Raw genomic sequence first — 21,167 nt, 5'->3', positions numbered from 1 at the left:
ATGTGCGAATGAGGTCCTTGACGGCCAAGATCCTGGATCGTCTGATCCTGCTCGCGGCCAGTATCTGCATGGTGGCTCGTCAGTACGACTTCCCCGACCGGAAGTTCTGGACCGACTTATCGGGCGGGCGGCCCTTTGTCATCGTGACGCTGATCTGCGTCATCGGGATATTCGGGGCCTTCACCCCTTTCCAGGCACTGTCCGAGCGGAAAAGGGTCGAGCGGAGCTCGGCCATCCGCCAGGAGATACTCACCCATTACGGAAAGATGCTGTGCCTCGCGGTACGCGCGCAGCCACCCGTCGAACTCCAGGACCTGGGTCTGCACATCTGGCGCATCCGCAGGTCGCTCCGCCATCCCGTCCACGGATATCTCCAGCGCGTCGCGACCTATCGCCTCGGCAGCACTCCGACGACCAGGACGTTCGCCCCGCCCAAAGGCGTGGGCGTGGTCGGGCTCTGCTGGAGAAGCAATTCCGAGGTCTCGAAGGACGTGGCGAAACTGGCCGCCGAGCTGAGCGACCAGGGGAAGTTCGAGGCCTACCGGGCCGCCCATGGGGCCGAAGCCGTCATGGGATTCGACTGGGCGGAGTTCCAGCGCGTCCGGCACCGCGGAGCGGTCTTCGCCAGCCCCATCCGAGGGGGCGCCGGCACCTTTCGCGGATGCGTCAGCGTGGACGCGAGCCGCGGACACGACTCCCTCGATCACCGGGCTCTGTGGGACGAGATCAATTCCCTGTGCTCACGGCTCGGGCACGGCGGTCTCGACGACATCTAGGCCCCGCGGGACCGTGCTCACGTACCGGAGGACCGCCGTCAGTTCCGGCCCCGGTGCGCCCCGGCGAGATCCTCGGCCGCCTTCTCCCCGGGTTCCGGCCGGGCCGTCCAGGTGTCCGGTTCACAGTTGGGAACCGCCCGGCGGATGCCGCCGCGCGGGTCGGCCACATCGTTGTGATGCCGGGGAATCAGATGGATATGGAGGTGGTCGATGGTCCTCCCGGCGGCCCGCCCCTCGTTCACCCCGATCGTGTATCCGTCGGGATGATGCCGGTCGTCGATGTTCTCCCGCGCAAAGCGGATCAGGGAATAGGCGTCCTTCAGCTCCCTGGTCGTCAGCTGGAAAAACGACTCGACATGGCGCTTCGGAACGATTTCGACATGGCCTTCCGCTGCGGGGAAGTTGTCGTAGCGGATATAAAAAGTCTTGTTCTCATGCATGATCCGGTTCAGGTCCGGCCGCTCCCGCCGACAGAAGAGGCAGGTGTCCGCATCCGGATTCCCGTCGTCCGCCGACCGGCGGCCGGTGCCGCCCGGCCTCACCCAGGAAAAAATACGACGCATGATCCGGCCCCACGTTCCTTCCCGCCCGAGTGATAATGAGAAAGGCATGGTCAACTCCTTTCATCCTATTCACTTCATCCCACCGAGCCGGGTTCGAAAATCGGACCGGTGAGTAACGTGCCAGAACGGTAGCGAAGTCCCCGGCGAAAATCTAGTTGATGAAGCGCTCGCGAGGTGGCGATATCGAGCGGCGCGACCCTTGTTGAGGCCGTTCTTGCCTCGATCACCTTCGAGTTTTTCCTAAGATGACGCGTGCGGTTCTGTTATTGGACGGTCCACGATCGATCATGATGCGCGGCGGGCGGGCGGAGCCGCGACCGGGGAAAAACGACGTCCGCCGACCCGTGTCACCACGGGCCGGCGGACGTGAGAGCGGGGGTCACTTGTCGAGGGACGCCCAGAACTCCTCGAAGGAGAGCTTGCCGTCGCCGTTGGCGTCCTTGGCCCTGATGATGGCCTGGGCCACGGTCTCCGTGACGTGGAAGTCGCCCAGCTGGGCCATGACCTGCTTGTACTCGGTCGCCGTCACCTCGCCGTTGCCGTCGACGTCGAGCCGCGCGAACGCCTTGCGGGCCTCTTCGATGTCCGCCACTGGGTCCACCCCTATCTTGGTGCGTTTTTGACGGGGGTCAGACTAACCGGCCCCGGGCCCTTTCCGTACGGCGCCCGGCCCCCCGTCCATGGGTGATCATGGGGGAGGAGAACGGACGGCCACGAGAGGTTGCAGGGCATGGGGCAGGAACTGGGCGACATACTGGCCGCCGCCGCGCGCGGGCACTTCCCGCCGACGGACGGGGCGACCACCGTCGTTCCCCAGCCGAACCCGCGCGACGCGGGAGTGCTCGCGTTCACCGCGCACTCCGTGGTGTTCCTGGACGAGGACCCGGAGTGGATCCGGCAGACCCTCGCGGCCACCGACGCCGATCCGTTCGCCGCCTCGATGAACCCCTCGTTCCTGACCGCGCTGATGGCCCGTACCGGCCGTCGGATGAACTGCGTCGACCTCCTCACCTGCGCACCCGCCCTGCCCGGCGAGCCGCCGCTCGCGCTGACCGAGCTCGAGGACCCCGGCCATCCCCGGGTGGCCCGGGCGCTGAAGTTCCGGGACGAGGTGCGGGTGTGGGCGACGCCCGGCGGGGTGCTGGTCCTCGGGCGGGGCGTGGCGGGCCGCTGGGAGGCGGCCATCGAGGTGGACGACGGCGTGCGGGGGCGCGGGCTCGGCGTACAGCTCGCGCTGGCGGCGCGGCATCTGGCGCCCGAGCCGGTGATCTGGGCCCAGCAGTCGCCCGGCAACGCCCGCAGCGTACGGACGTTCCAGGCGGCGGGGTACCGCCCCGTCGGCTCGGAAGCGCTGCTCGTCGCGCACTGAGCCGCGCCGAGACCGACCGAGAGCCTCTTTTCGCACCCCCGTCGGCCCCACCGCGTCCCGCAAACATCGCCCCCGGCATTTCGTGGGGGCGAATTCCCGCCAAAAGTCCGGGACCCTCTTCCCTACGCTCCGCCACCGGGCGATAACTTCGTGCTGTCGCCGCCACACCGGGAGCACAGGGCTCCCAGGGACTCGCGGCGCTGGGGCGATTCAGGAGTGACTGCCACCACTGAAGCAACCACCACCTTTACCTTCCAGCCGTTCACCCGGAGCTGTCGCTTCATCTGGGACGAGGGCGACCACGTCCTCATCGGGGTGAGTCCGGGAAACAGCTATTTCAGCGCCGCCCGCATCGCCGGTCTCGTCCGCTGGGCCTCCGCCCGCTTCGACCGGGTCGACCTCGTCTACGCCGACCGCCATGTGGACCGGATGTTCGCGACCCTCGGCTACGACGACGAGCACGCGCGCAGGCGGGCCGCCAAGGAGCTGAAGGCGGTCCGCAGAAGGATCGTGCGGGGCGTCGAGGAGGCCGCCCGCCCCGGGCTCCCGGTCGGGGTGCACGCGCTCTCCGAGTTCGAGGGCAACCCTGTGTACGACCTGCTGCACCGCCGGGTGCGGCACTTCCTCGCGACCGACCGCGAATTCCGTACGGGCTGCGAGGAGATGGCCGCCGCGTTCCTGGCCGGGAAGGCCGACGGCGCCCCGGTGAGCCCGGCGCAACTCGGCGCCTGCCTCGACTACATCGCCGCCGAGCTGCCGTTCTTCCTCGACACCCCGGGAATCCTCCAGGTCCCGTCCTCGGTGTCCAGCTACCACGCGCTGATCCCGCTCACCGAACTCCTCTACGCCAAGGGCGGCGGCCTGCGCGCCTCCCGCAACCAGGCGTACGCGATCGTGCGCCCGCAGGCCGTCCACCCGGAAGGAGTCGCCGCATGAGCCGCACCAGCACCACGAGCACCACCAGCACCGACACCGGCCCCCTGCTCGACTTCCCGCTCGGCCGGCGCGGCGATGTCCTCCCCGAGGAGTGCGCCGCCCTGCGCACCAAGGCGCCGGTGGCCCGGGTGCGCACCCTGACCGGCGACACCGCCTGGCTGGTGAGCAGTTACGCGCTGGCCAAACGCGTCCTGGAGGACGACCGGTTCAGCCTCAAGGACACCGCGGCCCCGGGTGCCCCGCGCCAGTACGCGCTGACGATCCCGCCGGAGGTCGTCAACAACATGGGGAACATCAACAGCGCGGGGCTGCGCGGCGCCGTGATGAAGGCGCTCAACCCGCGCACCGACGGCCTGCGGGAGTGGCTGCGGGAGCGGGCCGACGAGTTCGTCGACGGACTGCTCACCGAGGGACCGCCGGCGGACTTCCGGGCGGGGTTCGCCGACCCCTTCTCGGCGGCCCTGCACTGCAAGGTGGTCGGGGTGCCGTTCGCGGACTGGCGGCGGCTGATGAGCGGTCTTGACATCGCGTTCATGACCAGCCCGCACGCCTTCGAGGGCTCCCGCCTCAACTGGTACAAGGACCTCGGGTACATGGTCGACCGGCTCAACGCGCCGGAGGACCAGCGCGCGGGCCTGCTCGGCCGCCTCGCTGAACTGCGTACGGAGGAGGAGTCCGCGCACCTCACCGACGAGATGCTGGCGACGGTCGCGGTCTCGCTGTTCGGCGCGGGCGCCGTCTCGACGTCCGCGTTCCTGGTGCTCGCGGTGCTCGCGCTGCTCCAGCACCCGGAGCTGATCGGGTACCTGCGGGCTCACCCGGACCGGATGGGCCGGGCCGTGGACGAGCTGCTGCGGTGGAACCTCTCCATCGGGGACGGCCTGCCGAGGCTGGCCACCGAGGACGTCCGGGTCGGCGAAGTGCTGGTGAAGAAGGGCGAGTTGGTGCTCGTGCTGGTCGAGGGCGCCAACTTCGACCCGGAGGTCTTCACCGACCCCGAACGGCTCGACCTGGACCGCGAGGTCAACCCGCACCTCTCCTTCGGCGCGGGCCGCCACTTCTGCCCGGCCACGGGCCTTGGCCGGGCGCACGCGGAGGTCGCGCTCGGCGTACTGGTGGAGCGGCTGCCGGGGCTGCGCCTCGCGGTCCCGCCGCAGCAGCTGGTGTGGCGCACCGGCTTCATCAAGCGCCTGCCGGAACGGCTGCCGGTGCTGTGGTGAGACCCGGACGGTGAGACACGGCCTGTGAGACGCGGCCGCCCCCGGGAGACATCCCGGGGACGGCCGTGCGTGCATCCATATGGACTCAGCGGAAGATGCCGGTGTGGCCCAGCGAGTAGCGGCCCGGCTGCGGATAGACCGCGAGGCCGTGCGGGCCCGAGCCGACCGGGATACGGGCGAGCTCCTTGCCGGTGGCGGTGTCGATCGCGTACACCTCGGCGTCGTAACGGCCGGACAGCCACAGGACCTTGCCGTCGGCCGAGACCCCGCCCATGTCGGGGCTGCCGCCGTCCGGCAGGTGCCACTTCTTGGTCAGCTTGTTCTGGGCGAAGTCGAAGATGGAGATGGTTCCCTCGCCGCGGTTGGAGATGTACATCTCCTTGGAGTCGCGGCTGACGTACAGGCCGTGGCAGCCCTTGCCGGTGGGCAGCAGCGTCGGGGTGCTGAACCGGTCGCCGTCCATGACCCACATGCCGTGGGCCATCATGTCGGCGATGTAGAAGGTCTTGCCGTCCGGGGACATCTTCACGTCCTGCGGCATCGCCCCCTCGAACGGCAGCTTCTGGTGGGCGATGACCTGCATCTTCGCCGTGTCGACCTTGAGCAGCTCACCGGAGAACTCGCAGGAGACGATGAAGTACCGGCCGTCCATGGAGAAGTCGGCGTGGTTGACGCCCGCGCAGTGGACCGGGACGGTCTTGACCCGGTTCATGTTGACGGGCTCGCGGAACACCAGCTCGCGGTCCATGGACGCCATCACGACCGCGTACTTGCCGTCCGGCGTGAAGTAGAGGTTGTACGGATCGGAGACCTGGACCGTGCGGCCCGTCTTGCCGGTCGCCGGGTCGATGGCGGTGAGGCTGTCCCCCAGGTCGTTGTTGACCCACAGGGTCTTCATGTCCCAGGAGGGCACGACGTGCTGGGGCTGGTGCCCGACCGGGATGGTCTCGATCACCTTGTACGTCTTGGGGTCGATCACCGACACCGTGTTGGAGTTGGTGTTGGGCACGTAGACGCGTTCGAGGAAGTTCTTCACGGCCGGCTGGAGGGCGCCCGGGCGGTCCGCGGCGTAGGCGTCCTTGGGGTCCAGGACCGGCGGCATCCCGGGCAGGCCCTGGGGCACGGCCTGCTTCGGCACGGGCTGCGCGGCGCCCTTGGTGCCCAGGGCCTCGTTCCCTCCCTTGTCCGCGGACGAGCTACAGCCGGCGAGCGCGGCGAGCAGGAGGCCGCACAGCAGCGCGGCGGTCCTCTTGGTGGGGGTCGGCATCAGGTCAGCAACTCCGTGGTGGTCACCGCGCGCAGTCCGCGGCGGTCGAGGTCGGCGAGGAGGGCCGGCAGCGCGGCGATCGTGTCCGCGTAGCCGAAGTGCAGACTCACCACGGATCCGTTGCGGATCCGCCCGGTGACGTTGCGCGTCACGGCCGGGGCGCCGGGCGAGGTGAAGTCGAGCGAGTCGACGTCGTACGAGAGCACATGCGGGTACCCGGCCCGCCGGGCCAGTCTCTGAACGAGCGGCGTCGCGTACTGGGTACGGGAGGGCCGGAACCAGGTCCCGATGGAGCCGGTGATCCGGCGCAGCCGGTCCGCGCAGCCGGTGATCTCGGCGTACGCGTCCGGCTCCGCGAGCGCCGAGATGTCGATGTGGCGCTGGGTGTGGTTGCCGAGGTCGTGGCCGCCGTCGAGGATGCGGCCGGCCATCCGCGGGTGCTCGTCGAGCCAGCTCCCGACGGCCAGCACGGTGACCCTGGCGCCGGCCCGCTCGGCCTCGGCGAGGACGGCGGTGGCGTCCTTGGGGTCGCCCTGGCCGTGGAAGGTGAGCGCGACCTTCGGCCGGTCGCGGGGCCCGTGCGCGATCTGGTCGGGCTGCGCCGGGAAGGCGCGGGGGGCCGGTGCGGCGCGGGTGGTGCCGGGACGGGCGGAGGCGGCGGGCGCGGTGGGCGTCGCGGTGGCGGGCGGCGGCCCGGCGCCGCCCTCGTCGTCCGTGCAGCCGGCCGCGAAGGCCCCCACGACGGCCGCCCCCGCCCCGGCACGCAGTGCGCTGCGGCGGTCGACCCCACGGGGAGATGGATTCAGCACATGGACATTTAAGTGCGCCCACAGGCGGAAGGTAATGATTGACCCATTTCAGGACCTTTGCGGGTCGCCGGGACACGCCATTCACCGGACAGGCAGCTTCGATGATTCACTCAGCGACACCCATACTTATTCAGCATTAACAAGGTACGTGCTCTAGTTCACCTACGATTCACAGCTAAACTGTCACGGTATGGGGAAGTTTGTCCGAGTAAGGACTTTTGGCGTGAAGGCCCCCCGTCTGCCATAGTCGGAGACACGACCGCTCATTGACCCGAGCTCGGTCGTCTTCAGTCGCCGTGGATCACACCCCCTCCGGTCCGCGGCGGCGCTCCTCAGAAGCCCCCGCAGGCAGGCCGCACCCGGCAGGCACGGGGGCTTCGGTGCGTCCGAGAGCGTCCATGGACCAGGGGCCCGGCTCAGCGGTCGGCGACCCGCATCTCGAACCAGGTCGTCTTGCCGCGCGGCAGCAGGTCCACGCCCCAGCGGTCGGAGAGCTTGTCGACGAGGAAGAGCCCGCGCCCGCTGGTGTCCATCTCGTGGACCGGCATCAGACAGGGCAGCCCGCGCGAAGGGTCGCGCACCTCGATCCGGATCCAGCCCCGCCGTCTCATCATCCGCAGCCCGAAGGCGCGGGCACCGGTATGCCGGACCGCGTTGCCGACCAGTTCGGAGACGAGCAGGATCGCCTGCTCGGCGAGGGCCGGGGATAGCGCCCACTGGCGCAGTATCACGCACTGGGTGAGCCGGCGCGCGGTCGCCGCGGACTCGGGCCGGGACGGCAGCCGTACCTCTTCGTCCGTCGGGTTGCCGAACAACTCCAGCGCCTTGAGCGCCCGTTCGTCCTCGACGGCCGGCGACCACCGAGCCGCGGTCGCGCCAGCGCGCTGCCGCGGTTGTTCCACACCCTCCAGCCCCGCCATGGACCCATCATGGCCGCCCGGAGCCGCCTCCGGGGCCGTTCCCGGGGAAAACGGCCCCCGGAACCAGAGGTTCCGGGGAGCTCGTTCAGCATATGCCGACGGCAGTGGATCACGCCCATACCGCCCACGAGCTGCGATGACGAGCAGCGATCGGCTGATCACCATGCGTTCGGAGCCGGTCGTACTTAAGGCTGCGTTAAGGCCAGGCTAATCCACCCGCAGGGTGTACGACCGGTATCCAACCGCGCTCGGCTCAGAGGAACTTGGCCTTGCCGGGGCCCTCCTCGACGAAGCTGCGCATCCCGCGCTCGCGGTCCTCGGTCGCGAACAGGCCCGCGAACCAGTTCCGTTCGATGGCGAGCCCGGTCTCGATGTCCGTCTCCAGACCCGCGTCGATGGACTCCTTGGCGGCGCGCAGCGCGAGCGCCGGTCCCTGGGCGAGCTTCGCCGCCCAGGCGTGCGCCTCCTCGTACACCTTCTCCGCCGCGACCACCCGGTCCACCAGGCCGATCGACAGGGCCTCGTCGGCCCGGACCATCCGGCCGGTGAAGATGAGGTCCTTGGCCCGGGACGGGCCGATCAGCCGGGACAGGCGCTGGGTGCCGCCCGCGCCCGGGATCAGGCCGAGCAGGATCTCGGGCTGGCCCAGCTTGGCGTTGTCGGCGGCGATCCGGATGTCGGCGCAGAGCGCGAGCTCGCAGCCGCCGCCGAGCGCGTACCCGGTGACGGCGGCGACGACCGGCTTGGGGATGCGCGCGACGGCGGTGAACGACTCCTGGAGCGCCCGGGACCGCACCACCATCGCGGTGTGGTCCATCGCCTGCATCTCCTTGATGTCCGCGCCCGCCGCGAACACCTTCTCGCCGCCGTAGATCACCACGGCGCGTACGTCGTCGCGGCGCGTCGCCTCCTCGGCCAGCTCGCGCAGCCGGTCCTGGATCGCGATGTCCAGGGCGTTCATCGGGGGGCGGTCCAGGCGGAGGGTGCCGACGCCTTCGGAGACTTCGAGGGTCACAGTCATGGCAGCAGGTTAGTTGCCGCCGACGACGACGGACCCGGTGCTGTGCGTCACAGCGACCGGGTCCGTTCCTGTCGGAGGCGTCCTACTTGGTCCACTCCGCCCAGGACAGGTTCCAGCCGTTGAGGCCGTTGTCCGGCTGGATCTGCTTGTCCTTGGAGTTCTTCACGACGACCACGTCACCGATGAGCGAGCGGTCGTAGAACCAGGCCGCCGGGGTCGAGGAGTCGCCCGCGCCGCGCGCGTCCCGCAGACCGACGCAGCCGTGGCTGGTGTTGGTGTTGCCGAAGACCGACGGGTCGCCCCAGTAGTTGCCGTGGATGAAGGTGCCCGAGCTGGACAGGCGCATCGCGTGCGGCACGTCCTTGATGTCGTACTCGCCGCCGAAGCCCACGGTGGCGCCGTTCATCCGGGTCACCTGGTACTTCTCGCTGATCACCATCTGGCCGTTGTACGTGGTGTTCTGCGGGGAGCCGGCGCTGATCGGGATGGTCCTGAGCGTCTTGCCGTCGCGCACGACGGTCATGGTGTGGGCGGCGGCGTCGACCGTGGAGACCTGCGAGCGGCCGACGGTGAACTTCACCGTACGGGTCTGCTTGCCGTAGACGCCGGGGCGGCCCTCGACGCCGTCCAGGTTGAACTTGACGGTCACCTTGGTGCCCGCGGCCCAGTACTTCTCCGGGCGGAAGTCCAGGCGGTCGTTGCCGAACCAGTGGCCCTCGACGGGCACCGACGGCTCGGCCGTCACCTTGATGGCCTTCTCGACGGCCTGCGGGTTGGTGATGCCGCGGCTGAAGTTGATCGAGACCGGCATGCCGACGCCGACGGTGTCGCCGTCCTCGGGGGCGTAGGTGCCGATGAAGGTGTTCTTGGGGACGAGCGTGGTGAACGTGGTGTCCTTGGCGGACTCGCGGCCGTCGTCGTCCTTGGCGACCGCGTGCACCTTGTACTTGGTGGCGGAGGCGAGGTGCTGGTCCGGGGTCCAACCGGTGCCGTCGGGGGAGATCTTTCCGGCCACCGCGTTGCCCTTGGTGTCCGCGACCGCTACGGCGGTCAGCTTGCCCTGCGAGGCGGAGACCTTCAGCGCGCCGCTCGTCTGCACGTCACTGGCGCCGTCCTTGGGCGCGATGGTGACGACCGCGGCCGAGGCCTTGGTGTCCTCGCCCGCCTTGCCGGCGCCGCCCTTTCCCTTGCCGTCACCGCCGCCGGCGGAGTCGTCGCCACCGCACGCGGTGACCAGCAGGAGCAGCGCCCCCAGCAGAAGAGCCAGCAGACCCGGCGTACCGCGCCGCCCCGCCGCTCTCGTCGGAGCCCCCGATATGTGCTGCCCGTTCACGACAGTTCTCTCCCCTCGCACGGCCTGGATCACGCCACGGCCCGCACTGAAAAACACCCCCGCGCGCGTCCTCGCGCGCACACGATTGCCTAGGTAATCACACCGGACGCACACTCACCGCCACGCGAATGTCACTGTTCAGTCCCAATGGTCCTATGCGTTCGCTGTGGCTACATCACGACGTCACCGGGGGTGTGTACGGGCCGGACCGGCCGGCCGGGGGAAGGTCAGAGGGCCGAGCCCGCCCTCCACTTCGCCCAGTCGAGGTTCCAGCCGCCGAGCCCGTTGTCGGGCGCGACCGTTTTGTCACGGGAGTTGATGACTTCCACCACGTCACCGACGAGCGTGCGGTCGAAGAACCAGCCCGCCGGGGTGTCCGGGCTGCCGCCCTTCACATCCCGCAGGCCCACACAGCCGTGGCTGGTGTTGCTGGAGCCGAAGGTGCCCGAGGACGCCCAGTAGTTGCCGTGCAGGAAGGTCCCGGAGGCGGTCAGCCGGATGGCGTGCGGCACGTCCGGGATGTCGTACTCCCCGCCGAAGCCGACCGTGCGGCTGTTCATCCGGGTCACGTCGAACATCTCGGTGACGACCATCTTGCCGTTGTACGTGGTGTTCTTCGGCGACCCCGCCGAGATCGGGACCGTACTGACCAGCTCGCCGCCCCGGCGCACCTCCATCGTGTGCGCGTCGGCGTCCACCAGGGACTCCTGGTCGCGCCCGATGGTGAAGCCGATCCGCTTCTCCTGGATGCCGTAGACCCCGGGGGCGCCAGGGACGTCGCGCATCCGCATGTCCACGGTGACCTTGGTGCCGGGCTTCCAGTACTGCCTGGGCCGGAAGTCGAGGCGCTCCTTGCCGAACCAGTGGCCCACGACCTCGACCGGCGGCTTCGAGGTGACCCTGATGGCGCGCTCCACGGCCGCCCGGTTCTCGATCGGCTGGTTGAAGTTGAACGAGACGATCATGCCGACGCCGACCGTCGAGCGGTTCTCCGGCTTGAAGTAGCCGATGAACCGGTGCTCGGGGACCAGGGTGGTGAAGCTGGTGTGCCGGGCCTGGCGGTGGCCGTGGCCGTCGAGCGCCACCGCGTCCACCGTGTACTTGGCGGCCAGTTCGAGCCGCCCGGCCGCGCCCCGGGTCGGCTCCCAGGAGAGGCCGTCGTCGGTGATCCGGCCCGGCACCTCCTCCGGCTGCGCGTCCTCGGACTTCATCACCCTGACCCGCTCCAGGCGCCCGCCGGGCACCCGCACCTCGATTCTCCCGTCCGCCTTGACGCCCTTGGCCCCGTCCTCGGGGGTCACCAGGATCACTTCCCTGGGCGATCGCGCCTTGCCCGCGACGACGTCCTTGACCCCGTCGACCCCGCCGATGTCCAGGTCCCCGCTGCACCCGGCCACCCCGGCCACCAGCGCCGCCGTCAGTCCCACCCATGTCAGGGCGGCCGCGGTGGTCGCCCCTGCCCGCTTCAGTACGAATCTCACGACCGGTCAACGACCGCGCCCCGCCGGGGGAAACGTGAGTACGAGCCGGGTAACGGGAAGAAAACCTGCGAGGACACGCGTGGAGAGCCGCGGCCGGGACGCCGCGCTCCGTCCAGGCGCCGAGCCGCGGGAGGCCGAGGGGTGTCGAGCGCAGCCGAGCAGGAGGCGGAGCGGGCGGTGGGGCGCCCGGTTCCGCAGGGGGAAGGACACCGGGAGCTCAACGGCCACCGCGGTCGGCGGGCCGGTCCCGGCGCGGTGCGGCCGACGGTCTGGCCGGGCGCGCCGACGCCGCTGGGGGCCCGGTTCCGGGTGGGGCCGGACGGGGCGGCGGGCACCAACTTCGCGCTGTGGGCGGGCGGGGCGGAGTCGGTGGAGCTCTGTCTGTTCGACGCGGCGGGCACCGAGACCCGGCTCGCCCTGGTCGAGCTCACCCATGAGATCTGGCACGGCTTCGTGCCGGGCGTGCGGCCGGGGCAGCCGTACGGCTACCGGGTGCACGGCCGCTGGGACCCCTGGACGGGGGCCCGCTGGAACCCGTCGAAGCTGCTGCTCGACCCGTACGCGCGCGCGGTCGACGGCGACTTCGCGCTGCCGCCGCAGGTGTACGGGCACGTACGGGACTGGCCGCAGCAGCAGGTGGCCGACACCGTACGGGACGACCGGGACTCGGCGCCGTACGTCCCCAAGGGGGTCGTCGTCCACGATGACGACGACTGGTCGGACGACCGCCGCCCCAAGACGCCGTGGGCCGACTCGGTCATCTACGAGCTGCATGTGCGCGGCTTCACCAAGCGGCACCCGGGGATCCCGCAGGAGCTGCGCGGGACGTACGCGGGGCTGGCGCATCCGGCGGCGCTCGACCATCTCGTACGTCTGGGGGTGACGGCGGTCGAGCTGCTTCCGGTGCACCAGTTCGCCCACGAGGACCATCTGCTGCGCCGGGGCCTGCGCAACTACTGGGGCTACAACTCGATCGGCTACTTCGCGCCGCACGCGGCGTACTCGGCGTCCGGGACGGCGGGCCAGCAGGTCGGCGAGTTCAAGCGGATGGTGCGGGCGCTGCACGCGGCGGGCATCGAGGTCATCCTCGACGTGGTCTACAACCACACGGCGGAGGCGGGCGAGCGCGGCCCGACGCTGTCGCTGCGGGGCATCGACAACAAGGGGTACTACCGCCTCCAGTCGGACGCGCGCCGGTACGCCGACTACACGGGCTGCGGCAACACGCTGCACGTGGTGCAGCCCCAGGTGCTGCGGCTGATCACGGACTCGCTGCGGTACTGGGTGACGGAGATGGGGGTGGACGGCTTCCGCTTCGATCTGGCGGCCGCCCTCGCCCGCTCGATGCACGACGTCGACATGCTCTCCCCGTTCCTGGCCGTCATCGCGCAGGACCCGGTGCTGCGCCGGGTCAAGCTGATCGCCGAACCGTGGGACGTAGGGCGCGGCGGGTACCAGGTCGGGGCCTTCCCGCCGCTGTGGACGGAGTGGAACGACCGCTACCGGGACGCGGTGCGGGACTTCTGGCGGGGGGCGCTGCCGGATGTGCGCGATCTGGGCTACCGCCTGTCGGGGTCGAGCGACCTGTACGCGTGGGGCGGCCGCCGCCCGTACGCCTCGATCAACTTCGTCACCGCCCACGACGGCTTCACCCTGCGGGACCTGGTCTCGTACGAGCGCAAGCACAACGAGGCGAACGGGGAGGGCAACCGGGACGGGACGGACGACAACCGGTCCTGGAACTGCGGGGTGGAGGGCGAGACGGACGACCCCCGGATCAACGCGCTGCGCCGCCGCCAGCTGCGCAACCTGCTGACGACGCTGCTCGTGTCCACGGGGGTGCCGATGCTGGTGGCCGGGGACGAGATGGGGCGTACGCAGGGGGGCAACAACAACGCGTACTGCCAGGACGGCGAGGTGGGGTGGGTCGACTGGTCCCTCCTGGACGAGCCGGGCCCGCGCGGGCTGCTCGAACTGGCGCGCCGCCTGGTCGCGTTGCGCCACCGCCATCCGGTGCTGCGGCGGCGCGCCTTCTTCTCCGGCCGGGCGCAGGGGGCGGACGGGCTGCGGGATCTGGCGTGGTTCACGGCGCGCGGGTCGGAGATGACGGAGCGGGACTGGTACGCGCCGACGTCCACGCTCGGCCTGTACCTGTCGGGCCGCGACATCCCCGGGCGCGATGCCCGCGGCGCGCCCGTGGTGGACGACAGCTTCCTGATCGTGCTGCACGCGGGCAGCCGGCCGACGGGTTTCGTGGTGCCGGGGGCGCCGTGGGGCGAGGCGTACGAGGTGGTCGTCGACACGGCGTCGGAGGACCAGGCGGGGGTGGCCGGGCGGGTGCACCGGGGTGGCGGGGAGGTGGCGGTGGGGGCGCGGTCGGTGCAGGTGCTGCGCGTGACGGGCTAGCGCGGAGGGAGCACGGCGCCTACGACCTTGGTCCCCGGTCGAAAAGCCGGTGGGCGTTGTCGGTGGTGAAGTTTAGGCTCGATGATTGATGCCAGACACACATGCACCCCCCAAGAACCAGTCGACGGTCCGTACGCTGCTCCGGCTCTGGCCGTACGTACGCCCCGTCCGAACTCGGCTGTTCAGCGCGGCCTTTGTCGCCGTCCTCGCGTCCTGCCTCGGGCTGCTGATCCCGCTCGTACTGAAGTGGATCGTCGATGGCCCGGTGAGCGACAGCGACCCCGGCGGGGTCTGGCTGGGGGCGCTCGTCCTGCTGCTTCTCGGGGTGGCCGAGGCGCTCCTCTTCGGCCTGCGGCGGTGGCTGGTGGCGCGGCCGCTGGCGGGGGTGGAGGCGGCGATGCGGGCGGATCTGTACCGGCATGTGCAGCGGCTGCCGGTGTCCTTCCACGACCGGTGGCCGTCGGGCCAGTTGCTGTCGCGGGGGACGACGGATCTGAGCCTGGTCCGGATGTTCCTGGCGTTCCCGCTGACGTTCCTGCTGGTCAACGCGGTGACGATCCTGGTGGGTTTCGTCATCCTGCTGTCGCAGGAGTGGACGCTGGGGCTGGTGCTGATCGTGCCCGTGGTGCCGCTGGTGGCGCTGTGCTCGCTCTTCGAGACGCGGTACTCGCTGGCGGCGCGGCGGGCGCAGGACCAGGTGGGCGATCTGACGACGCTGGTCGAGGAGAGCGTGCTCGGCGTCCGGATCATCAAGGGGTTCGGGCGGCATCGCAGCCAGGCGCGGGCGTTCGGTGCGCTGGCGCGGGAGCTGCGGGGCACGGAGCTGCACAAGGCGCGGCTGCTGGCGGCGCTGTGGGGTGTGATCACGGCGATCCCGGAGCTGGCGATCGGGGCGGCGCTGGTGCTGGGGACCGTGCGGGTGGCCGACGGGGATCTGTCGGCCGGGACGCTGGTGGCGTTCCTGTCCACGGCGCTGGCCCTTCGGTGGCCGGTGGACTCGATCGGGTTCCTGCTGGCGATGAGCCAGGAGGCGGGGACGGCGACGGAGCGGTACTTCGAGGTCCTGGACGAGCCAGTCCCTCCGGTGAGCAAGGCCGCCCTCCCGGGGGCTGCGCCCCCGGGCCCCGCTGCGCGTTCGTCTGCGGACCGGCGGGTGGCTGGTCGCGCAGTTCCCCGCGCCCCTGGAGGAACGGGGCCTGCGGCCCCTGTTCCCGCTCGTTGCGTCCCGGAGGACCCGCACCCCCCAGGGGCGCGGGGAACTGCGCGACCAGCCCACCACACACCCGCGGACAAGGACCGGGCACACCACGGGGACCTCGGCATCCGGTTCCACCAAGTCGCCTTCCGCTACCCCGACGCCCCCGGCGACAGCCCGCCCCTCCTCCTCGACATCGATCTCCACATCCGCAGCGGCGAGACCATGGCCATCGTCGGGGGGACCGGGTCCGGGAAGACCACCCTCACCGCCCTCGTGCCGCGGCTGTACGAAGCCACCGGAGGGCGCATCACCCTCGACGGGGTCGACATCGCCTCCATGTCGCGTGAGGAGCTGCGCGCGCTCGTCGCCGTGGCGTTCGAGGAGCCCACCCTCTTCTCCGCCTCCGTGGGCGAGAACGTCCTGATGGGCGGCGGCGGGCCCGAGGACCTCGACCGGGCGCTCGACGTCGCGCAGGCCGGGTTCGTACGGGAGTTGCCGCACGGCGTCGACACCCAGGTCGGTGAGCAGGGGCTCAGCCTCTCCGGCGGGCAGCGGCAGCGGCTCGCCCTCGCGCGGGCCGTCGTCGGGCGGCCCAGGTTCCTGGTGCTCGACGACCCGCTCTCCGCGCTCGACGTCCACACCGAGGCCCGCGTCGAGGCGGCCCTGCGCGACGTCCTGCGCGAGACCACCGCGCTGGTCGTCGCCCACCGCCCGTCGACGGTGATGCTCGCCGACCGGGTCGCGCTGCTCTCCGGCGGCCGCGTCGCCGCCGTCGGCACCCATCAGGAACTGCTGCGCAGCAACGCCGAGTACGCCTGGCTGATGTCCGGCACGGGGGACGAGGGGGAACAACGATGACGACCACCATCGGTACGGAACGGCAGGCCGATCCGGAGGAGCCGGAGGGGCCGAGAACCCCGCCGCCCGGCGATCCCTTCGACCGCGACGCCCTCCCCTCCCCCGCCGGCGCCACCCGCGCCCTCCTCCTGGACCTGCTCCGCCCCATGCGGCGCCGCGTCGTGGTCACCGCGCTGCTCATCCTGTTGCAGCAGGCGGCCGTGCAGGCGGGGCCGCTGCTCGTCGCGTACGCCATCGACCGGGGCGTGCCCGCGTTCCGCGAGGACGACTACGGGCCGCTGGTGGCCGTCGGCGCCGGGTACCTCGTCTGCGCCCTGGGGGCCGGGCTGCTCCAGTACGCGTTCATCAGCGCCTCCACCCGCGTCGGCCAGGACGTGCTGCTCGATCTGCGCGGGCGGATCTTCCGGCACGCGCAGGCGCTGAGCGTGGACTTCCACGAGCGGTACACCTCGGGCCGGCTCATCTCCCGCTCCACCTCCGACGTGGAGTCGCTGCGCGAACTCTTCAACGAGGGGCTCCAGGAGCTCATCGGCGTCGTGCTCTCCGGCGTGTACATCTGCGTCGTGCTGCTCTGGCTCGACTGGGGCATCGGCGCGCTCGCCGTCGCCTCGTACGCACCGCTGCACCTGCTGATCCGCCGCTACCGGCGCCGCGCCTCGCGCGCGTTCGACGCCCGCTCGACGGCGATCGCGGCCGTGATCGTCAAGTTCGCGGAGACCCTCAACGGCATCCGGCCGGTCCAGGCGTTCCGCCGCGAGCGCGCCAACGACGAGGAGTTCCACGAGCTCAACCACCGGCACGAACGCACCAACGGCGACGCCATCCTGGAGATGGCCCAGTATGTGGTGGGGTCGCGACTGGTGGCCAACACCGCGGTGGCCGCGATGGTGCTGTGGGGTGCCTACCGGGTCGCCGACGGCACCCTCGCGCTGGGCGTGCTGGCCGCCGCCGTGCTGTATCTGCGGCGGCTGTACGACCCGATCGACCGGCTCGGGATGTTCCTCAACTCGTACGAGGCGGCCGTCTCCTCCCTCGGGAAGATCGCCGGGCTGCTGGCCCAGGTCCCGACCGTGCCCGAGCCGGAGCGGCCGGTGCCGCTGCCGGAGCGGTCCGGTGAACTGCCGGGGCGGCGCGTGGAGTTCGACGGCGTCGGCTTCTCGTACCGTACGGGCGGCGAGGTCCTCCCCCGCTTCGACCTGACCATCCCGGCCGGGCAGACCGTGGCCGTGGTCGGCTCGACCGGCGCGGGCAAGTCCACCCTCGCCAAACTGCTCGCCCGCTTCTACGACCCCTCCACCGGCCGGGTCCTGCTCGACGGCGTCGATCTGCGCGAGCTGGCCGTGCCCGAGCTGCGGCGCGGGGTCGTCATGGTCACCCAGGAGGCGTTCCTCTTCTCCGGCACGGTCGCCGACAACATCGCCATCGGCCGCCCCGAGGCGAGCCGCGAGGAGATCGAGCGGGCCGCGAAGGCGATCGGCGCGCACGACTTCATCAGCCGGCTGCCGGACGGCTACGACACGGACGTGCGCAAGCGGGGCGGGCGCATCTCGGCGGGCCAGCGCCAGCTGGTCGCCTTCGCCCGCGCGCTGCTCGCGGACCCGGCGGTGCTGATCCTCGACGAGGCGACCTCGTCCCTGGACATCCCGGGCGAGCGGGCGGTCCAGCGCGCGATGCACACCGTGCTGCACGGCCGTACCGCCGTCGTCATCGCCCACCGGCTGTCGACCGTGGAGATCGCGGACCGGGTGCTGGTGATGGAGCACGGCCGCGTCGTCGAGGACGGGCCGCCCGCCGAACTCATCGCGGGCACGGGGCGGTTCGCCGATCTGCACCGGGCGTGGCGCGAGAGCCTGGCCTAGCGGAGGCCCAGCGGAAAAGGGTGCGGCGGAGGGAACCGGATCGCCGCCGCACCCGTCCAACTGTCCGCCTGCCGGACGCCCGGCGGGCCCTCGGGGCGACAAGTGCGGAGGCGCATTGCGGCCATTGTCGCGACCGGCTTCCGCACCCCCTCCGGACGCCTTTCGCGCTGGTGGGGCAGGGTGCGTATCCGGACACTCCCGTCGATCGCGACGCACCCAACCGCCCCCTGTACACATGGTGTTGACAAAGGAAACGTCCGCTTAACGAACGGCGTCCTTCGTACAACGAACGATTTCCGGCCAACTTCTTGACGCGCTCCTGACAGCGGATGGCCACTCCTGGCACTCTCTCCCCGATCCAAGAACCACCGCTCCGCATGCTCCGCCCGGTCGGCCCACCCAGCCGCCGGTACCCCCCTCGCAGAAGGAGTTCGCGTGAGATCCACGCACCGTCGTCGTGCCACCGCAACCGCCGCTCTGCTCTCCGCAGCCGCCATGCTCACCGTCGGAGTCCAGGCAGGTAGCGCCAGCGCACGTCCCGACGACTCCGCGTCGGCCGCCGCCCTCAAGGCGCAGGCCGTACGCAACCCGGGCGCTCTGCCCGCCAAGCTCTCGCCCTCGCAGCGGGCCGAGCTCATACGCCAGGCCGGCACCAGGACGGCGGAGACCGCCAAGAGCCTCGGCCTCGGCGCGCAGGAGAAGCTCGCCGTCCGCGATGTGGTCAAGGACCAGAACGGCACCACGCACACGCGGTACGAGCGCACCTACGCCGGGCTCCCGGTCCTCGGCGGCGACCTCGTCGTCGACACCGCCCCGAGCGGCCAGACCCAGAACGTGCTCAAGGCGAACCGCGCCGAGCTGAAGAACATCGCCACCACCGCCAAGCAGGGCCCGGCCGGCGCGCAGAAGCAGGCGCTCGCGGCCGCCGCCGACAAGGGCGCCAAGAAGGCCACCGCCGACCGCGCCCCGCGCAAGGTCGTCTGGATGGCCAAGGGCACGCCGACCCTCGCGTACGAGACGGTCGTCGGCGGTCTGCAGGACGACGGCACCCCGAACCAGCTGCACGTCATCACCGACGCGGCGACCGGCGCGAAGCTGTACCAGTGGCAGGGCATCGAGACCGGTGTCGGCAACACCCACTACAGCGGCCAGGTCACCCTCGGCACCACGCAGTCGGGCTCGAACTACACGCTGACCGACGGCGGGCGCGGCGGCCACAAGACGTACAACCTGAACCACGGCTCGTCCGGCACCGGCACGCTGTTCTCCCAGACCAACGACACCTGGGGCGACGGCACCAACTCCAACGCCGCCACCGCGGGCGCCGACGCCGCCTACGGCGCCGGGCAGACCTGGGACTTCTACAAGAACGTCTTCGGCCGCAGCGGCATCAAGGGCGACGGCGTCGGCGCGTACTCCCGCGTCCACTACGGCAACGCGTACGTCAACGCGTTCTGGGACGACAGCTGCTTCTGCATGACGTACGGCGACGGCTCGGGCAACAACGACCCGCTGACCTCGCTGGACGTGGCCGGCCACGAGATGACGCACGGCGTCACCTCCAACACGGCGGGCCTGGAGTACAGCGGCGAGTCCGGCGGCCTCAACGAGGCGACCTCGGACATCTTCGGCACCGCGGTGGAGTTCTACTCCAACAACGCGTCCGACCCCGGTGACTACCTCATCGGCGAGAAGATCAACATCAACGGCGACGGCACCCCGCTGCGCTACATGGACAAGCCGAGCAAGGACGGCGGCTCCAAGGACAGCTGGTACTCCGGCATCGGCAACCTGGACGTCCACTACTCCTCGGGCCCCGCGAACCACTGGTTCTACCTGGCCTCCGAGGGCAGCGGCACCAAGGTCATCAACGGCGTGACCTACAACTCGCCGACCGCCGACGGCCTGCCGGTCACCGGCATCGGCCGCGACAAGGCCCAGCTGATCTGGTACAAGGCGCTCACCACCAAGTTCAACTCGTCCACCGACTACAAGGGCGCCCGCGACGGCACGATCGCCGCGGCCACCGAGCTGTACGGGGCCGGCAGCGCCGAGGTCAACAACATCACCGACGCGTGGGCGGCCATCGCGGTCGGCGCCCGCCACGGCGGCACCGACCCGGGCGGCAAGGTCTTCGAGAACGGCACCAACGTCAGCATCCCGGACTCCCCGGGAGCGGCGGTCACCTCGTCGGTCACCGTCTCCGGTGTCACGGGCAACGCGCCCAGCACCCTCAAGGTCGGCGTGAAGATCGTCCACACCTACATCGGCGACCTCCAGATCGACCTGGTGGCCCCCGACGGCTCGGTGTACCCCCTGAAGGCCACGGGGACCGGCGGCTCGACGGCCAACCTCGACACCACGTACACCGTGAACGCCTCCTCGGAGGTCGCCAACGGCACCTGGAAGCTGAAGGTCCAGGACAAGGCGCGGTACGACACGGGCTACATCGACAACTTCAAGCTCACGTTCTGACGGTCAGGCGGCTGACCGGAACGTGAAAGGTGCCCGGACCCCCACAAGGGGTCCGGGCACCGCTCGTTTCTCGCGTGCCGTTCAGTCCGCCGTCACAGGGTGATCTCCCGACGGCGCAGATCGAGCAGGTCGGGGTCCTGGCGGACCAGCTCCTGCTCGAACTCCGGCCAGCCCTTCTCCTTGACGAAGGCCGCCTCCGAGGGGCCGATCGGCACCAGCCACACCACGGAGACCGTGGTGCCGTTCTCCACGACGACCTCGGCGAAGTCGTCGTCGAAGTACACCGGAGAGGACGCGTAGAGGGAGCTCAGGACACTGCCCGGCGCCAGCGGCATCGGCAGGGAGATCACGTCCCCGCGCAGAACCGCGTCGCCGCTGGTGACCAGGCGCTCCGACACGTACTCCAGGACTCCCGCGAACGGGCCGTACTCGTCACCCGCGAGCGGCCGGTTGCACCCCAGCAGTTCCAGGTGCTGATGACGGCCGGAGGTGCGGGAGACCAGTGGTGTGCTGAAGAGCCCGACGGTGGCGAAGGACTGGACGCCCTCCAGGGCACCCCCGGTGAAGTATCCGACCTGGGGGGTGCCCGGAGGGGACTGCTCGGCCGCCGACCACGACCCGACCATCCGGCCGAGCCGTGCTTCCAAGTGGTTGACGAGAGCAGCCATGGCGATCA

Annotated in this window: 17 protein-coding genes; 8 read left to right on the top strand and 9 right to left on the bottom strand. The window is 70.6% G+C overall.

The genetic code is table 11. The features are described from left to right. Nucleotides 1–8 precede the first annotated feature (8 nt). Nucleotides 9–776: a hypothetical protein gene (locus tag BX283_RS27835; RefSeq protein WP_101390234.1), complete on the top strand. Its 768-nt coding sequence runs from the start codon at nt 9–11 to the stop codon at nt 774–776. 38 nt (nt 777–814) lie between these two features. On the opposite strand, the gene BX283_RS27830 is transcribed toward BX283_RS27835, so the two are convergent. Next, on the bottom strand, nt 815–1,339 hold the full coding sequence (locus BX283_RS27830; protein WP_101390233.1) for an HIT family protein: 525 nt from the start codon (nt 1,337–1,339) through the stop codon (nt 815–817). Nucleotides 1,340–1,718: 379 nt separating this feature from the next. After that, nucleotides 1,719–1,931, bottom strand: a complete 213-nt coding sequence (locus BX283_RS27825) for an EF-hand domain-containing protein (protein WP_067164534.1) — start codon at nt 1,929–1,931, stop codon at nt 1,719–1,721. Between the two features lie 138 nt (nt 1,932–2,069). Between BX283_RS27825 and BX283_RS27820 the strand changes: the two genes are divergently transcribed. The 3 genes from BX283_RS27820 (at nt 2,070) to BX283_RS27810 (ending at nt 4,864) form a co-directional block, all read left to right on the top strand. After that, nucleotides 2,070–2,708, top strand: coding sequence for a GNAT family N-acetyltransferase (locus BX283_RS27820; RefSeq protein WP_101390232.1), 639 nt, complete (start codon nt 2,070–2,072; stop codon nt 2,706–2,708). Nucleotides 2,709–2,924: 216 nt separating this feature from the next. Continuing rightward, nucleotides 2,925–3,644: a tRNA-dependent cyclodipeptide synthase gene (locus BX283_RS27815; protein WP_101390231.1), complete on the top strand. Its 720-nt coding sequence runs from the start codon at nt 2,925–2,927 to the stop codon at nt 3,642–3,644. Then, a complete protein-coding gene (locus tag BX283_RS27810; protein WP_101390230.1) occupies nt 3,641–4,864 on the top strand; it encodes a cytochrome P450 in 1,224 nt (407 codons plus the stop codon). The genes BX283_RS27815 and BX283_RS27810 overlap by 4 nt, the downstream gene beginning before the upstream one ends. 85 nt (nt 4,865–4,949) lie before the next feature. Here the strand turns inward: BX283_RS27810 and BX283_RS27805 are convergent, their stop codons facing one another. The 6 genes from BX283_RS27805 to BX283_RS27780 all read right to left on the bottom strand — a co-directional run bounded on the left by BX283_RS27805 (nt 4,950) and on the right by BX283_RS27780 (nt 11,695). Further along, the gene (locus BX283_RS27805) at nt 4,950–6,131 is read right to left on the bottom strand and encodes a YncE family protein (RefSeq protein ID WP_101390229.1); all 1,182 of its coding nucleotides are present in this window, start codon (nt 6,129–6,131) and stop codon (nt 4,950–4,952) included. Further along, nucleotides 6,131–6,937, bottom strand: a complete 807-nt coding sequence (locus tag BX283_RS27800; protein ID WP_101392611.1) for a polysaccharide deacetylase family protein — start codon at nt 6,935–6,937, stop codon at nt 6,131–6,133. The genes BX283_RS27805 and BX283_RS27800 overlap by 1 nt, the downstream gene beginning before the upstream one ends. Before the next feature lie 419 nt (nt 6,938–7,356). Further along, nucleotides 7,357–7,965 (bottom strand): ATP-binding protein, encoded by a 609-nt coding sequence (locus BX283_RS27795; RefSeq protein ID WP_257584395.1) that lies wholly within the window; start codon nt 7,963–7,965, stop codon nt 7,357–7,359. Nucleotides 7,966–8,113: 148 nt separating this feature from the next. Next, entirely contained in the window at nt 8,114–8,881 is a 768-nt protein-coding gene (locus BX283_RS27790; protein WP_101390227.1) for an enoyl-CoA hydratase/isomerase family protein, read from the bottom strand. 82 nt (nt 8,882–8,963) lie between these two features. Further along, on the bottom strand, nt 8,964–10,214 hold the full coding sequence (locus tag BX283_RS27785; RefSeq protein WP_101390226.1) for an Ig-like domain-containing protein: 1,251 nt from the start codon (nt 10,212–10,214) through the stop codon (nt 8,964–8,966). A gap of 227 nt (nt 10,215–10,441) precedes the next feature. Further along, nucleotides 10,442–11,695: an Ig-like domain-containing protein gene (locus BX283_RS27780; protein ID WP_101390225.1), complete on the bottom strand. Its 1,254-nt coding sequence runs from the start codon at nt 11,693–11,695 to the stop codon at nt 10,442–10,444. A 141-nt stretch (nt 11,696–11,836) separates the two neighbouring features. Here BX283_RS27780 and glgX point away from each other — a divergent pair, with 141 nt between their 5' ends. The 4 genes from glgX (at nt 11,837) to BX283_RS27760 (ending at nt 20,491) form a co-directional block, all read left to right on the top strand. Then, nucleotides 11,837–14,101, top strand: coding sequence for a glycogen debranching protein GlgX (gene glgX, locus BX283_RS27775; RefSeq protein WP_101390224.1), 2,265 nt, complete (start codon nt 11,837–11,839; stop codon nt 14,099–14,101). Between the two features lie 88 nt (nt 14,102–14,189). After that, nucleotides 14,190–16,157 carry an ABC transporter ATP-binding protein gene (locus tag BX283_RS27770; protein WP_101390223.1) on the top strand — a complete coding sequence of 656 codons (1,968 nt, stop codon included), beginning with the start codon at nt 14,190–14,192 and terminating at the stop codon, nt 16,155–16,157. After that, on the top strand, nt 16,154–18,016 hold the full coding sequence (locus tag BX283_RS27765; protein ID WP_101390222.1) for an ABC transporter ATP-binding protein: 1,863 nt from the start codon (nt 16,154–16,156) through the stop codon (nt 18,014–18,016). The genes BX283_RS27770 and BX283_RS27765 overlap by 4 nt, the downstream gene beginning before the upstream one ends. A gap of 435 nt (nt 18,017–18,451) precedes the next feature. Next, nucleotides 18,452–20,491: a M4 family metallopeptidase gene (locus tag BX283_RS27760; RefSeq protein ID WP_180357268.1), complete on the top strand. Its 2,040-nt coding sequence runs from the start codon at nt 18,452–18,454 to the stop codon at nt 20,489–20,491. A gap of 92 nt (nt 20,492–20,583) precedes the next feature. Here BX283_RS27760 and BX283_RS27755 read toward each other — a convergent pair whose 3' ends face one another. Then, nucleotides 20,584–21,159 carry a suppressor of fused domain protein gene (locus BX283_RS27755; RefSeq protein ID WP_101390220.1) on the bottom strand — a complete coding sequence of 192 codons (576 nt, stop codon included), beginning with the start codon at nt 21,157–21,159 and terminating at the stop codon, nt 20,584–20,586. Nucleotides 21,160–21,167 lie beyond the last annotated feature (8 nt).

This window comes from Streptomyces sp. TLI_146 (assembly GCF_002846415.1).
In the GTDB taxonomy this organism is placed as follows: domain Bacteria; phylum Actinomycetota; class Actinomycetes; order Streptomycetales; family Streptomycetaceae; genus Streptomyces.
The sequence above is the reverse complement of the archived record's forward strand: the minus strand, read 5'-3'. Positions and strand labels throughout refer to the sequence as shown.

Coding starts and splice junctions, on each gene's coding strand:
- BX283_RS27835 (WP_101390234.1), top strand. CDS start 9: ATGAGGTCCTTGACGGCCAAGATCCTGGATCGTCTGATCCTGCTCGCG.
- BX283_RS27830 (WP_101390233.1), bottom strand. CDS start 1,339: ATGCGTCGTATTTTTTCCTGGGTGAGGCCGGGCGGCACCGGCCGCCGG.
- BX283_RS27820 (WP_101390232.1), top strand. CDS start 2,070: ATGGGGCAGGAACTGGGCGACATACTGGCCGCCGCCGCGCGCGGGCAC.
- BX283_RS27810 (WP_101390230.1), top strand. CDS start 3,641: ATGAGCCGCACCAGCACCACGAGCACCACCAGCACCGACACCGGCCCC.
- BX283_RS27805 (WP_101390229.1), bottom strand. CDS start 6,131: ATGCCGACCCCCACCAAGAGGACCGCCGCGCTGCTGTGCGGCCTCCTG.
- BX283_RS27790 (WP_101390227.1), bottom strand. CDS start 8,881: ATGACTGTGACCCTCGAAGTCTCCGAAGGCGTCGGCACCCTCCGCCTG.
- BX283_RS27770 (WP_101390223.1), top strand. CDS start 14,190: ATGCCAGACACACATGCACCCCCCAAGAACCAGTCGACGGTCCGTACG.
- BX283_RS27765 (WP_101390222.1), top strand. CDS start 16,154: ATGACGACCACCATCGGTACGGAACGGCAGGCCGATCCGGAGGAGCCG.
- BX283_RS27755 (WP_101390220.1), bottom strand. CDS start 21,159: ATGGCTGCTCTCGTCAACCACTTGGAAGCACGGCTCGGCCGGATGGTC.